Origin of the sequence: Bradyrhizobium sp. WYCCWR 12699 (assembly GCF_032144035.1) — a bacterium.
GTDB lineage: Bacteria > Pseudomonadota > Alphaproteobacteria > Rhizobiales > Xanthobacteraceae > Bradyrhizobium.
In genome coordinates this window covers 501,882-515,218 of record NZ_JAVTJN010000033.1, presented here as the reverse complement: position 1 = coordinate 515,218, position 13,337 = coordinate 501,882, and the positions used below count along the sequence as shown (strand labels likewise).

Sequence of the window (13,337 nt, the reverse complement as noted above, 5' to 3'; positions counted from 1 at the left end):
AATCGATCTAGGATGGCTTGTCGAAGTGAACTCCAAGACGTCGGGAGGCCTCGATGGGAACCACGCGATTCATCTATGCGGGCGCTGCGGCCCTCAGCATGCTCGCAACCAGCGCTTTTGCTGACGACATGACCGGCATGGTCATGCGGATTGACCGACTCAACGGCACGATCTCGATCCAGCAGACCCAGAAGGGCACGGTCGGCGCCAGCACCGGAAGTGCCGGCGCGCTGCAAGAATACAAGACCAAGGACGCCGCGATGCTGGACGCCGTTCATGCCGGCGACAGGGTGAACTATTCTGCCACCGACAATAACGGCACCGGCACGCTGACGAAGTTGCAGAAGCAGTAAGTATTGGGCGTCCGCCTCGCCGCTTTTGTCCCGCCAGAATGCGTCTCTCTCCTTGTGCCCCGGTCGCGGTGCAGCGCCCTTCAGCGTTGCACCGCAGAGCCGGGCCCATGTCGCAGACGAGCTCGCGGCGTCTGGGTCCCGGCAATGCGCCGCAACGCTCACGCGTTACGGCTTGTCCGGGACACGAATGCGTAGCGCGGCCAATCAAGTCATTCACTGCTCCGGCCGCGGCGCCGGCTGCGCCTCTTCCGTCGGCAGCTTGGCGCGCTCCCAGCCGTCGGTGCCGTCGGGGTACCAGGCGATGTTGGAATAGCCATAGGCTAGCGCCCGCTTGGCGGCGTTCCAGGACATCCAGCAATCGGCAAGGCAATAGATCACGATCAGCGCGGCCTTGTCGCCGCCCGAAACACGCGCGAGCCCGCGCTGGAGATAATCATCCATGGCCGGCGGCAAGGAGCCGTAACCGGTGTCAGGCAGCCAGATGCTGCCCGGAATGTTCCTGCGCGGCGCATCGCGCCACACCGTGCCTTCCGGAAGGTTCTTCGGCTTCGGCGGCCTCGGCAGCACGTCGATGAACGCACCACTCTTCGCGCGCCAGATCGTCTCGGCTTCCGCCGTGGTGAGCACGCGCGCGCCGGCCAGCGTCGCCGGCACCGGCGCGCGGTAATTGTCGGCGCGATAACCCTCGGGCTCGAACGGCTCCTGCTGCTGCGCGAACGACGGCGCCGCCAACGCGGCGACGACGAGCGCAGTGGCAAGAAGCCGTCTCATGGCGACTTCTTGGCCGTATCCGCATTGAGCGGCCGATCGCTCTCGTCGAGCAGCGGGACGCCGAAGTCGATCAGGATCTTGTTGATCTCGCCCTGGTTCTCCTGGATCAGCTTGTTGAGCTGCCGCTTCCAGTTCTGGTCGGCGGGACGCACGCCCATGCCGATGCGATAGACCAGCTTCGGCCCCGTGGTTTCCTTCACCAGCGGCGTGACATGAAGCGAGCCGACCTTCTTCGCGTAGTAGCCGGCCATCGGTCCCCACAGCACGCCGGCGTCGATCTTGCCGGCGGCGAGGTCGTCGATCATGGCCTGCGCCGAATTGTCGTAGCGCGTGTCGATCATCAGCGGATAGGGCTTTGCATTGCTCATCAGCCCGGCAATGGCCATGTTGGTCGCGGGCGGCGTTCCGGCGACGATGCCGACATGCTTGCCCTTCAACTTCGGATCTTCGAGCGTGTCGACGTCCTCGAGCCCGCTGCCGGCCTTGGCGACCAGTGCATAGGTCGTGCGGTAATACGGATTGGTGCCCTGCACGACGTCATCGCCCTGCGGAAAACCCATGATGACGTCGCATCGATGCGCGCCCAGCGTCATCCGCACGAAGCCGGTGGCCTGCGGGAAGAAGACATAGTCGAGCTTCTTCTTGAGCTTGTCGGCAAAGAATTCGGCGAGCTTGTTCTCGAATCCCTCGCCCTTTTCGTTCGAGAACGGCAGATTGCGCGGATCGGCACAGACGCGCAGTACGTTCGGGTCGACCAGTTCGAACGAGAGGTCGCCGCTGTCATTGGTCTGCGCCACGGCGACATCGCCGAGCGCGCAGGACGCAACCAGGACCCACATTGAAAATAACCAGCGACGATGTCGTCCGGCCTCCGTCATCCTGCTTCCTCCTCGTTTTGTTTGAATGCTATCCATGCAACGCATGACGCACCATGTCTTGCAGGAATTGTCGCGCCAAACTTTGTTGGCTTCGTTTTGCTGCAATGCAATGCGGCCAATCCTTTGAACTGAGGCGGAAAAGTGTCTCGCATCACTCGAGTGATCGTAGCCTTGTCCCTGCTGGGGATCGCAACGCTAGCACGGGCCGCGACGGCCGAATTGCCTGTGAGCGAAGTCGCAACCGGAATCTTCGTACACTCCGGAGCCATTGCCCTGATGACCCGCGAGAACGAGGGCGACATCGCCAATCTCGGCTTCATCGTGGGCGACGATGCCGTGGCCGTCATCGACACCGGCGGCAGCTTGCGTGAAGGCGAGGCCCTGCTGGCCGCCGTGCGGGCCCGCACGCCCAAGCCGATCCGCTATGTCATCAACACCCATGGCCACCCCGACCATGTCTTCGGCAACGCGGCCTTTGTGGCCGGAGACACTGTTTTCGTCGGCCACAGCAAGCTGCCCCAGGCGCTCGCGACGCGCGGGCCCTATTATCTCGACAATTTTCGCCGGATCATGGGCAGTGAGTTGATCGATCCCGTGAAGATCATTGCTCCGACCCTCCTGGTTTCGGACACGATGACGCTTGATCTCGGATCGCGTCGCCTGTCCCTGCGCGCCTGGCGGACCGGGCACAGCGACAGCGACGTGAGCGTATACGACGAGACGACCAAGACCTTGTTCGCGGGCGACCTCGTTTTTCTGCGCCACATTCCGGTCATGGACGGCAGCATCCGCGGCTGGCTCGACACATTGAAGGAATTGCAGACCATTCCGGCGCAACGCGTCGTTCCCGGTCACGGACCCGTGAGCGACTGGCCTGCCGCGCTGACCGATGAACGGCGTTACCTGTCAACGCTGCTGTCCGACGTGCGCGTGCTGAACAAGAACGGCGAGCCGATCCGGGCCGCCGCCGACAAGGCAGCTGCCGAGGAACGGCCGCGCTGGGAGCTGTTCGGCGATTACAACGCCCGGAACGCAACTGCAGCATTCTCGGAAATTGAATGGGAGTAGCGGGCGCGCTAACATGTGCGGGAGATCAGCTTCGCTGACTCCGAGATCAGCTTCGCTGACTCCGAGATCAGCTTCGCTGACTCAGAGGACCACGACCATGACCCGATGGACACGCCGCCTGCCCCTGATCGCCGCACTGCTCGGCATCGCCTTCGCCGTGCCCGCGCAGGCTGAAGAGGCCTACGATCCCTGGCCGGGTCTGGTGCAGGACATCTTCAACAGCCGGCCCATGAATGATGGCAGTGCGGTGATCGGCATCGAGATGCCGTATCGCGCCGAGGACGCGGCGATCGTGCCGGTGACCTTGCGCAGCAAGCTGTCGCCCGCAGACAGCCGCCGGATCCGTTCGATCACGCTCGTGATCGACCGTAACCCCGCGCCAATGGCCGCGAAGTTCGAGCTCGGGCCCGATGCCAATGTCACCGAGATCTCGACGCGCGTGCGCGTCAACAATTACACCGACGTCCACGCGGTGGCCGAGCTCAGCGATGGGCAGCTCTATGTCTCGAAGGTTTATGTGAAGGCCTCGGGCGGCTGCTCGGCGCCGGCAGGCAAGAACGCCGAGGAGGCGCAAAACCGGCTAGGCCAGATGCGCTACCGGCAGTTCGCGCGCGAGGAGGTGCCGGCGAGCCGCATCCGCGAAGCGCAGATCATGATCGGCCATCCCAACAATTCCGGCCTGCAGATGGACCAGGTCACGCAGCTCTATATTCCAGCCTTCTTCGTCAACCAGCTGAAGCTGACGCAGGACGGCAGCCCCGTGCTGTCGATGGAAGGCGGCATCTCGATCTCGGAAGATCCCAATCTGCGCTTCACCTACGTCTCCAACGGCGCCAAGCGTTTCCGCGCGGAAGCCAAGGACACGGAGGGACACGTCTTCCGCAACGAGTGGGATGTGGAGAAGCCGGGGACTTAGGTCGTGACGCTTGCGCTGATTCCCTCTCCCCTTGTGGGAGAGGGTGGATCGCCGCGCAGCGGCGAGACGGGTGAGGGGTATCTCTCCACACATGAGCTCGCGGAGAGATACCCCTCATCCGGCGCTTCGCGCCATCTTCTCCCACAAGGGGAGAAGGAAGATCTTCAAAAACACCTCACCTCGGCTTCCGCCTGCGCGCGCCGCAAATCATTCACCGCCGTGTTCGCCTGCTCCGAGGTGCGGAACTGGACGCCGAGATTGCCGCGCACCTGCGACATGCTGAGCGCGGTCTCCGCGGTAACATAGCGCTCATAGGGGACGATCGAGGCCACCACGTCGATCGAGCAGGAGCATTGCTCGATCGACTGCCGGCTCTCGCCATTGGCCTTCATGCAGCCATAGACGTACTCCGCGCGCGCCGCCGTCGGATAATCGTTGGCTTCCTCGGCTCGCGCGACGCACACGCTCGCCGCCAGCACCGTCAATACGGCGACAATCGGTCGTAGCTGTCCGGCCAGTTTCATGCGCATCCTCCCGCGGGTTGCGAGCAAAGCTATGCTATGCGTATTGTCCTGAAAAGCACTCTGTCAGAGGAAACGGCTCACAAGGCGATGAGAGCACTTGGTGTGATATGGGCACTTGGTCGAACATTGGCGCTCGCGACGCTGATGCTGACGCTGGCCGCACCCGGCCGCGCCGCGGAGACAATCCGCCTCGCGGTGCAGAAAACCGGAACATTCTCCTGGGAGCTGGCCGCGATCCGCGCGAGCGGGCTCGACAAGGAGGCGGACCTCGCGCTGGAGGTCACCGAGCTCGCGAGCACCGAGGCCGGCAAGATCGCGATGCGCGCGGGCAGTGCCGACATCATCCTGTCGGACTGGCTGTGGGTGTCGCGCGAACGGACGCTCGGCGCCAAGCTCACCTTCTATCCCTACTCCAGTGCGCTCGGCGCCGTGATGGTGCCGGCATCGTCGCCGATCAAGACGCTTGCCGACTTGAAGGGCCGCAAGCTCGCCGTCGCGGGCGGAGCGATCGACAAGAGCTGGCTGCTGCTTCAGGCGCGCATGAAGCAGGACGGCATCGACCTGAAGTCGGAGGCGACCATCGCCTATGGCGCCCCGCCTTTGATCGCCGCCAAGGCACTCGACGGCGAGATGGAGGCGAGCCTGAATTTCTGGAATTTCTGTGCCCAGCTCGAAGCCAAGGGTTTCAGGCGCCTCGCCGGCATCGAAGAGATCCTGCCGAAGCTGGGCGCCAAGGGCGCCGTCTCCGCGGTCGGTTACGTCTTCGACGAAAGCTGGGCGGCAAGCCACAAGGACGCCGTGGCCCGCTTCATCGCCATGACCCGCAAGGCCAAGCAATTGCTGGTCACCTCGGATGCGGCCTGGGACAAGATCGCCCCGCTCACCGGCACCAGCGATGTCACCTTGCTCAAGACCTATCGCGAGCGCTATCGCGACGGTATTCCGCGCCGGAGCATCGCTGAAGAGGAACAGGACGCGCGCGTGCTGTATCGCGTGCTGGCCGAGACCGGTGGTCGCGACCTCGTCGGCCCCGCCGCCGAGCTCGATCCCGGCACGTTCTATCACGCCGTGCCTGGAGACTGAGGTGCTGCGTCTTCTCTCGTTCGCTCTCTTCCTCGTGACCTGGTGGATTGCCGCGCTGTTCGTCGGAGGCGCGAAGTTGCCCTCCCCGCCGGCCGTGCTCGAGGTGATGATCGCGGAAGCATCGACCGGCGCGCTGTTCCTGCATCTCGGCGCCACGCTGGCGCGCGTCACGCTCGCCTTCGTGCTGGCGATGTCGCTCGGCAGCGCCATCGGCTACCTCATGGGACGAGTCAGGCTCGCCGACCGGCTCGGCGATCCCTGGCTGATCCTGCTGCTCAATTTGCCCGCGCTGGTCGTGATCGTGCTGGCCTATATCTGGGCCGGCCTCACCGAGGCCGCCGCGATCGCGGCGATCGCCATCAACAAGCTGCCGACCGCGGTCGTCACCTTGCGCGAGGGCACCCGCGCGCTCGACCGCTCGCTCGACGAGATGGCGAGCGTGTTCGCGATGCCGCGCTGGCGCGCGTTCCGGCATGTCGTGCTGCCGCAGCTTGCGCCCTATATCGCGGCCGCCGCCCGCTCCGGACTTTCGCTGGTGTGGAAGATCGTGCTGGTCGCCGAACTGCTCGGACGTCCGAACGGCGTCGGTTTCGAGATCGGCGTCGCCTTCCAGCTGTTCGACACGCCGCGGCTGCTCGCCTATTCGCTGACATTCGCCGCGGTCGTGCTCGTGATCGAAACCTTGCTGGTGCAGCCGTTCGAAGCCCGCGCAACACGGTGGCGGCCCCGTGCGGCTTGAAGTCGACATCACAGGCAAGACATTCAGGAGTGCCGCGGGCGGGAGCCACGAGGTGCTCGCGCCGCTCAAATTCGCGCTTTGCCCCGGCGAGGTCGGCGTGCTGATCGGCCCCTCCGGCTGCGGCAAGAGCACGATGCTGCGCATCATCCTCGGTCTCGACGGCGAGTTCACCGGCCATGTCGCCCGTCCGCCGCAGGCGCGGATCGGCATGGTGTTCCAGGAGCCGCGGCTGTTGCCGTGGCGTTCGGTCGAGCAGAATGTGCGGCTGGCTGCTCCTGATGTGACCGAGGAGAAGCTGTCGGAGCTGTTCAGGTTTCTGGAGCTGGACGCGCATCGCAGCCACTTTCCCGGCGAGTTGTCGCTCGGTCTTGCCCGGCGCGTTGCGCTCGCCCGCGCTTTCGCCGTCGAACCCGATCTGCTGGTGCTCGACGAGCCCCTCGCCTCGCTCGACGACGCGCTCGCCGGCCGCCTGCGCGATGAGATCGCGACGCTGGTGGCCAGCCGCCCGATGATGACGCTGCTCGTCACCCACAGTCTCGACGATGCGATCCGGCTCGGCGACCGCCTGTTCTTTTTGTCGCCGCGGCCTGCGCGTATCGTGCAGGAAGTGCCGATCGCCATTCCGCGCGCGATGCGCAGCGAAGCCGATCTGATGAGGATCAGGGCCGAGCTGGCGGCCTTGCCGCTTGATGCGAAATGAACACTCGTGGTCAACTGGATCAATTCGTCGAAGGAGGGCTCACCAATGCGGCGCAGGCTGATTGCGATCGGCATCCTCTTGGTCGCGGTGCCGGGCGTGGCACTGGCGCAGGCCAAGGGCAAGGGCATCAGGCTCTGGAACCTGACGACGGAGACGATCTCCGGCTTTCAGCTTTCACCCGCCGGCAAGACCGACTGGGGCCCGAACCAGTGCTTGAACGACAAGGATAAGGAGGTCGACCACGACGAGCGGCTGCGCATCAGCGGCGTCGAGCCCGGCCGCTACGACGCCAAGGTCGGCTATCCCAACGGGCGGCAATGCGTGGTCCGCGACATCGAGATCAGGGCGGACGCGGTGTTCTCGATTGCCGACAAGGATCTGAAGGACTGCACCAAGTAGCGACGGCCTAGGCCTTGTCGTTCGGGTGCGGATATTCGCAGCGCCAGCGCACGGCCTGCCACTTCGGATGCTCACCAACCCATTGCGCGATATAGGGCGGCGCGGCCATCGCGCATTGCCGCGGCGACCCACCATAGTTGAACATCAGATGCTGCTCCTCGCAGGTCGCAGGCGAGAGGACCGCACACACGGTTACCACCAGGTCAATCGGGTTCATGCCGGAATCCTCTGGCAGGGGACGATGGAGATTTAGCACGAAAAGATACGCTCGACGGAGGGGGAAGTTTCAACTTGCCAGGGGAATGGGCAGGAACTGCAGGCGGAACGCTCGGATCCCGCGCCCCTTTTGTGGGTGGGGGAAGGACCTAAAAGTTCACCCCGAACACCATCCGGGCCTGGTGGCGCTCGAAATTGACGAGGTCGAGATTGCCGCCCGATCCGGCCGGGCGGCCCCAGGCCTGCATGCTCCAGCTCAAGGTCAGCCGTGAGCGCTCGGACAGCTGGACATAGGCGGTCGGGCCGACGAACAGGGCCTGGCCCGAGAGCTCGCCGAGTCCGATGCCTTCATATTGCCGGAAGTAGCGCAGCTCCCCGCCGAGCAGCACGTTGGGCCGCACGCGCACCAGGCCGGCCAACGCCGCTCCGATCGTCGAACTCTTCTCGGATGTGCCCGCCACCTCGAAGCGCGCCCATTCCGGCTGATAGATCAAATTGAGGGCGCCGATGGCGAAGTTCGGAATGAGCTCGCGGTCGAAGGCCAGCGTGAACTCGGTGCCGTACATCCGCCCTTTTGCGCCGCTGGTCTCGTCGATGCGGTCGCCATGAAGTTCGGCGGCGACGGTGAGGCCGAACGGCGCGCGCTCGCGGTCGAGCAGGCGATAACGCAGGTCGAGCGAAGCTCCCTGGAAGTTGAATTGGCGGCGGTCGTCGATATCGGGGACGCCGGTGATGTCGTGCAGGCTGGCGGTGGCTCCGACCTCGATGCGGAAGTTCGGCATCGGCACGATCTCGATCTCGACCTCTTTCTCCAGCGCGCGATAGGTCCCTGCGCCCTTGCCGAAGCGGCCCGTGGTCTGGGTCTGGAATTCGCGCTCGCCCGGATTGCCGACATCGGTGCCGATCATGAAGCCGAAGATGTGCTCGGTATCGAAACCCTCTTCGGCGCCGGCGCATGCGGGCAGAAGCGCGACCGTGCAGGCAGCAATGGTCCAGAAGCTGTTGGCTCTCGCGCGCATTCCCGACACTACCACGGCTTCGACGGCGTTTGCCATCGAAGCCGCGGCAGGTCGTCAGTCTTACTTGCGCGAAGCGCAGGCGTACATGTTGATTTCCATGCCGACCGGCACTTCCACGATCTTCGGAGGTTTCCAAGCCATTCGGGGTCTCCCCAAGTATTGAGCGCGACATCGCGCGGCGCAAAACCTAGGGCTGCGTCAGATGCAGTTCAAGCCTCGATTCGTCTGGCGAGCGCGTCTGTGTCGATTCTTCGCGGCTGCATTTCTCTCTCGGGCAAAGCCAGTTCTCTCTTGGTCAAACACGACCTGCGAGACGCTGCTTGTGCGACGCACCGCGCGTCGAATCGACACCAGCGCCACCGCGCCGTCAGCAACCCTTGTCGGCCATTGCTGTGCCGTTCGGCTTGGCACCTTCGGCTCGCTGAGCGGCCGTCGGCTGGCTCTGCATCTGTCGCTGCGCATCCTCGGACGACGCCGGCGTTTCGCCGCTCGCACGATTCATCGTGCTGGTCGGCGGATGCTGGCTGGAGTCGCCGGCTGAACCGGACGCGTGCGATTGCGCCGAGCCCACGGTGACCGGACCAGAACCGGCATCCTTGTCAGTGCTGGCGCTGCCCGTGTTGCACGGGCCGGCGATGGCAACGCCGGCGCTCAAGGTCAGGATCGCGCAGGCGGCAAAAACGGAACGTTTCGTGTTCATCTGCATCTCCTCTTCTCCCGCCGCGTTGCCCCGGCGCCGGGCAGGACATCGCGAAGAGAACAGGCCGAGCTGCCCGATGTTCCGAGTGTCGGAGCGGAAATGCTCGCAAAAAGCCACCCTCGTCACGTCTGTTCCGATTGCACCGCTCACCGCAACAATCGCAACAGCGCGCGTCCGGCGCGCGAGTTCAGCTCCTTCGCATCCAGCGTTCCGTCCTTGTCGGGATTGGCCGCATTGAAACGCTGCTCGACCACGGACAGATATTCGTCGAGCGTCAGCGTGCCGTCGCGGTCGGGATCGGCGGCTGCGAGTTCTTTCGCCGAAAGACGTCCGCGCAATTCGCGCGCATCGAGCGTGCCGTCATGATCCGGATCGAGCTTTGCGAACAATGCCGCTCCCGCCTTCTTCACCTCGGCAAGATCGAGCGTGCCGTCATTGTCGGTATCGAACAATTTGACCGCATTGCCGGAGGCCGGCCACGCCGGGCCGGACAACAATGCAATCGTGAGCGCAAGTGCAACTGAGCGAGGCGAAATCATCAAGACCTCCCAGACGAAGAGCCCTGGTTCGGGCGGGATAGAAACGACATAAGTCCACAAGAGGTCGCCGGTTCAAGTCCGAAATTGCAACTTGCGCGCGCGACAACCGGGGGAACCAGATCCTCGCCCCTCGACGATCCACGTCCGGAGCTGCCTCGCGGCGCGGAATTTTTTCAGCGTCTCCGCACAATTTGTGCGCGGCCGCGTCAGGTTTCCCTAAGGTGACCATCGCCGGCGTTCAACGATATCGGCACGACACGTGTGACTTTCGTATTGACGCGTTTTGGTTTCCGACGGAGTGTTGCTCCCGCAGCGTCAAAAGGCGCGCATATTGGGAGGAACGGATGAAACGCTTTGCGATGGCCGCGAGCCTCGTCATGCTTGCATCGACTTGTGCAAGCGCACAGACCACCGAGCAGCTGGTCAAGGGCGCGACTGATACATCGAACGTTCTCAATTACGGGATGGGCTACAATCTGCAGCGCTTCTCGACCCTGAACCAGATCAACAAGGACAGCGTCAAGAACCTTGTCCCGGTCTGGAATTACTCCTTCAACGACGATCGCAGCGAGGAATCGCAGCCGCTGGTGTACCAGGGCGTGATCTACGTGACCTCGCACAATGCGACCATGGCGGTCGACGCCAAGACCGGCAAGCAGATCTGGAAAACCAAGGTCGAATATCCCGCCGAGACGCCGCGCATCGTCTGCTGCGGCATCATCAACCGCGGCGCGGCGCTGTATGACGGCAAGGTTTTCCGCACCACGCTCGATGCCAACGTGATCGCGCTCGACGCCAAGAACGGCAAGGAGCTGTGGCGGCAGAAGGCGGCCGACATCAAGGAAGGCTATTCGATGACGGTGGCTCCGCTGGTTGCCGACGGCGTCGTCATCACCGGCATTTCCGGCGCCGAGTTCGGCACACGCGGCTTCATCGACGGCTGGGATCCGGCAACGGGCAAGCATCTCTGGCGTACCCATTCGATCCCCTCGCCGGACGAGCCCGGCGGCGACACCTGGAAGGGCGACACCTGGAAGCTCGGCGGTGGCTCGACCTGGATCACGGGGTCTTACGACCCCGAGCTGAACACGGTGTATTGGGGCATCGGCAATCCCGGACCGTTCAATTCGGCGGTGCGTCCCGGCGACAATCTCTACACCTGCTCCGTGCTGGCGATGGATCCCAAGACCGGCAAGATCAAGTGGCACTACCAGTTCTCGCCGAACAATCCGTTCGACTATGACAGCGTGGCCGAGATGGTCCTCGCCGACATGAACGTCGAGGGCAAGCCGACCAAGGTGCTGATGGATGCCAACCGCAACGGCTTCTTCTACGTGCTCGACCGTACCAACGGCAAATTGCTCGCGGCCAACCCTTACGTGAAGGTGAACTGGGCGACCGGCGTCGACATGAAGACCGGCAAGCCGATCGAGACCGACGTTGCCAAGGATGCGCGCGAGGGCAAGAAGGTGACCGTCTATCCGTCCATCCTCGGCGGCAAGAACTGGGAGCCGATGTCGTTCAATCCGCAGACCGGATTGGCCTACGCCAACACGCTCAACTTCGGCGGCAAGTACAAGGCCGAGCCCGTCACCTTCAAGCAGGGTGAATGGTATCTCGGCATGGACCTGACCGATCCCTGGCAGTTCGACGACGGCCCGCGCGGTCATCTCAAGGCGATCGATCCCATGACCGGCAAGTCGAAATGGGAAGCGCCGAGCGACATTCCGCGCTTCTCGGGCGTGCTGTCGACGGCCGGCGGCGTCGTGTTCTCGGGCCAGCTGACCGGCGAGTTCGAGGCCTTCGACGCCGACACCGGCAAGAAGCTCTGGCAATTCCAGACCGGGTCCGGCATCGAGGGCCAGCCGGTGACCTGGCAGCAGGATGGCGTGCAATATGTCGCGGTGACATCAGGCTATGGCGGCGTCTACTCGCTGTTCTCCGGCGACGAGCGACTTGCCAAGGTGCCGCCCGGCGGCTCGCTGTGGGTCTTCGCGGTCAAGCAGTAATCCGCGGCATGATGCTGAGAAAAATGTCACACGAGACGGCGGCGGTCTTCGCCGCCGCCTTGGTGCTGACGGTCGCGCTTGCGGCGACCGTTCGCGCCTCCGACGAGCCGACCGGCAATCCCATGCAGGCGCAGATCGACCACGGCAAGTCGACCTATGCCGAGAAATGCTCGCACTGCCACGGCCCGAACCTGATGAACTCCGGCACCATCACGCCGGACCTGCGCGTCTTCCCCGACGACAAGACACGCTTCGTCACCACGGTGAAGAACGGCAAGAACAACAGGATGCCGCCCTGGGGCGACATTCTCAGCGACGACCAGATCGGCGACCTCTGGGCCTTCATCTCCAGCCGGAGGAAGCCATGAGGGGCTGGCGGGCTGCGTGGAGCGTCGCGGCGCTTCTTTCGGCGATGGCATCATCGGTCGCGCTCGCGGCCGACGATCCCCTGAGGATCTGCCTCGACGAGGACCGGCCGCCGCTCTCGGCGCACCACCGCGGCAAGCCGGACGCCGGCTTCGACGTGCTGCTGGCGCAGGCGGTGGCGGAGCGGCTCGGACGAACGCTGACGATCCAGTGGTTCGAGAGCAAGCTGGACGAGGATTCGAGCCCCCAGCTCGAGGCCAACGCATTGCTCTCGGACGGGCGCTGCTCGCTCGTCGGCGGCTACGCGCTGACGCAGGATTCGCTCGTCGTCCCCGGGATGAAGACGGCGCGCCTGCCCGACTTCGCCGGGGCCACACGCGACGATCGTCGGCGCCGCGTCGCGCTCGGCGTGCTCGCGCCGAGTCTGCCTTACGTTTATTCGCCGATGACGGTGGTGCTAGGGTCGAAGGCAAGCGGCCGCAAGATCGGCGACATCGGCGATCTCGCCGGGCTTCGCCTGGTCATCGAAAGCGGCTCGCTCGGCGATGCCATCCTGATGACCTTCGACAAGGGGCGGCTGATCGACAGCATCACCCATCTCGTCCCCGGCCGCGACGATCTGCTCGGCACGCTCCAGCGCGGCGACCATGACGCGACGCTGATCGACCTCGCGCGCTTCGACGCCCATCGCGCCGCGCACCCCGATACGGCGCTCACGGCGTCCGGCTATTATTATCCGATCGGCGCCAATCGCGGCTATGTCGGGCTTGCCGGCGATGGCGCGCTGATCGAGGCCGTCAACAAGGCGCTGAGCGCCCTCGCGGCCGAAGGCAGGATCGCCGAATTCGGCAGGCAGGCCGGCCTCACCTATCTGCCGCCGCGCGAGCCCGCCATTCTGGGCGACGTCTGGACCAAGATCATCCAGCGGTAGGCTCTCGTATCCCGGACGCAGTGCGGCACGCCGTGCCGCGCGGCTGAAGGAACGCTGCGCCGCGTCCGGTGCACGAACTCTGCTCCCGCATCCCAGACCGACGCCGTAGCGAATGCGCCAATCTGT

General features: G+C 64.4%; 18 protein-coding genes. 10 read left to right on the top strand and 8 right to left on the bottom strand.

The features are described from left to right. The first annotated feature begins 53 nt into the window (after positions 1 to 53). Entirely contained in the window at positions 54 to 353 is a 300-nt protein-coding gene (locus RPS27_RS22620; RefSeq protein WP_194403565.1) for a copper-binding protein, read from the top strand. Between the two features lie 213 nt (positions 354 to 566). Here the strand turns inward: RPS27_RS22620 and RPS27_RS22615 are convergent, their stop codons facing one another. Both RPS27_RS22615 and RPS27_RS22610 read right to left on the bottom strand, forming a co-directional pair. Continuing rightward, positions 567 to 1,124: a PQQ-dependent catabolism-associated CXXCW motif protein gene (locus RPS27_RS22615; RefSeq protein ID WP_313754445.1), complete on the bottom strand. Its 558-nt coding sequence runs from the start codon at positions 1,122 to 1,124 to the stop codon at positions 567 to 569. Further along, a complete protein-coding gene (locus RPS27_RS22610; RefSeq protein WP_313754444.1) occupies positions 1,121 to 2,002 on the bottom strand; it encodes a substrate-binding domain-containing protein in 882 nt (293 codons plus the stop codon). The genes RPS27_RS22615 and RPS27_RS22610 overlap by 4 nt, the downstream gene beginning before the upstream one ends. A 141-nt stretch (positions 2,003 to 2,143) precedes the next feature. Between RPS27_RS22610 and RPS27_RS22605 the strand changes: the two genes are divergently transcribed. After that, positions 2,144 to 3,070: a quinoprotein relay system zinc metallohydrolase 2 gene (locus tag RPS27_RS22605; protein ID WP_313754443.1), complete on the top strand. Its 927-nt coding sequence runs from the start codon at positions 2,144 to 2,146 to the stop codon at positions 3,068 to 3,070. A 97-nt stretch (positions 3,071 to 3,167) separates the two neighbouring features. Continuing rightward, the gene (locus RPS27_RS22600) at positions 3,168 to 3,986 is read left to right on the top strand and encodes a quinoprotein dehydrogenase-associated SoxYZ-like carrier (RefSeq protein WP_313754442.1); all 819 of its coding nucleotides are present in this window, start codon (positions 3,168 to 3,170) and stop codon (positions 3,984 to 3,986) included. Between the two features lie 164 nt (positions 3,987 to 4,150). Here RPS27_RS22600 and RPS27_RS22595 read toward each other — a convergent pair whose 3' ends face one another. Continuing rightward, positions 4,151 to 4,510 carry a hypothetical protein gene (locus tag RPS27_RS22595; protein ID WP_211416530.1) on the bottom strand — a complete coding sequence of 120 codons (360 nt, stop codon included), beginning with the start codon at positions 4,508 to 4,510 and terminating at the stop codon, positions 4,151 to 4,153. A gap of 87 nt (positions 4,511 to 4,597) precedes the next feature. On the opposite strand from RPS27_RS22595, the gene RPS27_RS22590 reads away from it, so the two are divergent. The 4 genes from RPS27_RS22590 to RPS27_RS22575 are packed head-to-tail and all read left to right on the top strand — an operon-like array spanning position 4,598 to position 7,431. After that, positions 4,598 to 5,593 (top strand): ABC transporter substrate-binding protein, encoded by a 996-nt coding sequence (locus RPS27_RS22590; RefSeq protein ID WP_313754441.1) that lies wholly within the window; start codon positions 4,598 to 4,600, stop codon positions 5,591 to 5,593. A gap of 1 nt (position 5,594) precedes the next feature. Beyond that, positions 5,595 to 6,332: an ABC transporter permease gene (locus RPS27_RS22585; RefSeq protein WP_194403572.1), complete on the top strand. Its 738-nt coding sequence runs from the start codon at positions 5,595 to 5,597 to the stop codon at positions 6,330 to 6,332. Continuing rightward, positions 6,322 to 7,032: an ABC transporter ATP-binding protein gene (locus RPS27_RS22580; RefSeq protein ID WP_313754440.1), complete on the top strand. Its 711-nt coding sequence runs from the start codon at positions 6,322 to 6,324 to the stop codon at positions 7,030 to 7,032. Before RPS27_RS22585 ends, RPS27_RS22580 begins: the two co-directional genes overlap by 11 nt. A gap of 45 nt (positions 7,033 to 7,077) precedes the next feature. Continuing rightward, the gene (locus tag RPS27_RS22575) at positions 7,078 to 7,431 is read left to right on the top strand and encodes a hypothetical protein (protein WP_313754439.1); all 354 of its coding nucleotides are present in this window, start codon (positions 7,078 to 7,080) and stop codon (positions 7,429 to 7,431) included. 7 nt (positions 7,432 to 7,438) lie between these two features. On the opposite strand, the gene RPS27_RS22570 is transcribed toward RPS27_RS22575, so the two are convergent. The 5 genes from RPS27_RS22570 to RPS27_RS22550 form a co-directional block, all read right to left on the bottom strand. Beyond that, the gene (locus tag RPS27_RS22570; protein ID WP_194403575.1) at positions 7,439 to 7,648 is read right to left on the bottom strand and encodes a hypothetical protein; all 210 of its coding nucleotides are present in this window, start codon (positions 7,646 to 7,648) and stop codon (positions 7,439 to 7,441) included. 148 nt (positions 7,649 to 7,796) lie between these two features. Continuing rightward, positions 7,797 to 8,702 carry a hypothetical protein gene (locus tag RPS27_RS22565; RefSeq protein ID WP_313754438.1) on the bottom strand — a complete coding sequence of 302 codons (906 nt, stop codon included), beginning with the start codon at positions 8,700 to 8,702 and terminating at the stop codon, positions 7,797 to 7,799. 24 nt (positions 8,703 to 8,726) lie between these two features. Further along, positions 8,727 to 8,807 carry a pyrroloquinoline quinone precursor peptide PqqA gene (gene pqqA, locus RPS27_RS22560; protein ID WP_313754573.1) on the bottom strand — a complete coding sequence of 27 codons (81 nt, stop codon included), beginning with the start codon at positions 8,805 to 8,807 and terminating at the stop codon, positions 8,727 to 8,729. Positions 8,808 to 9,033: 226 nt separating this feature from the next. After that, positions 9,034 to 9,372: a hypothetical protein gene (locus RPS27_RS22555; protein WP_313754437.1), complete on the bottom strand. Its 339-nt coding sequence runs from the start codon at positions 9,370 to 9,372 to the stop codon at positions 9,034 to 9,036. Positions 9,373 to 9,512: 140 nt separating this feature from the next. Continuing rightward, positions 9,513 to 9,905: a calcium-binding protein gene (locus RPS27_RS22550; protein WP_313754436.1), complete on the bottom strand. Its 393-nt coding sequence runs from the start codon at positions 9,903 to 9,905 to the stop codon at positions 9,513 to 9,515. Positions 9,906 to 10,249: 344 nt separating this feature from the next. On the opposite strand from RPS27_RS22550, the gene RPS27_RS22545 reads away from it, so the two are divergent. The 3 genes from RPS27_RS22545 to RPS27_RS22535 are packed head-to-tail and all read left to right on the top strand — an operon-like array spanning position 10,250 to position 13,211. Beyond that, entirely contained in the window at positions 10,250 to 11,914 is a 1,665-nt protein-coding gene (locus RPS27_RS22545) for a methanol/ethanol family PQQ-dependent dehydrogenase (RefSeq protein WP_194403579.1), read from the top strand. A gap of 11 nt (positions 11,915 to 11,925) precedes the next feature. Next, on the top strand, positions 11,926 to 12,282 hold the full coding sequence (locus tag RPS27_RS22540) for a cytochrome c (RefSeq protein ID WP_313754572.1): 357 nt from the start codon (positions 11,926 to 11,928) through the stop codon (positions 12,280 to 12,282). Next, positions 12,279 to 13,211, top strand: coding sequence for a transporter substrate-binding domain-containing protein (locus RPS27_RS22535; protein WP_313754435.1), 933 nt, complete (start codon positions 12,279 to 12,281; stop codon positions 13,209 to 13,211). The genes RPS27_RS22540 and RPS27_RS22535 overlap by 4 nt, the downstream gene beginning before the upstream one ends. Positions 13,212 to 13,337: the final 126 nt, after the last annotated feature.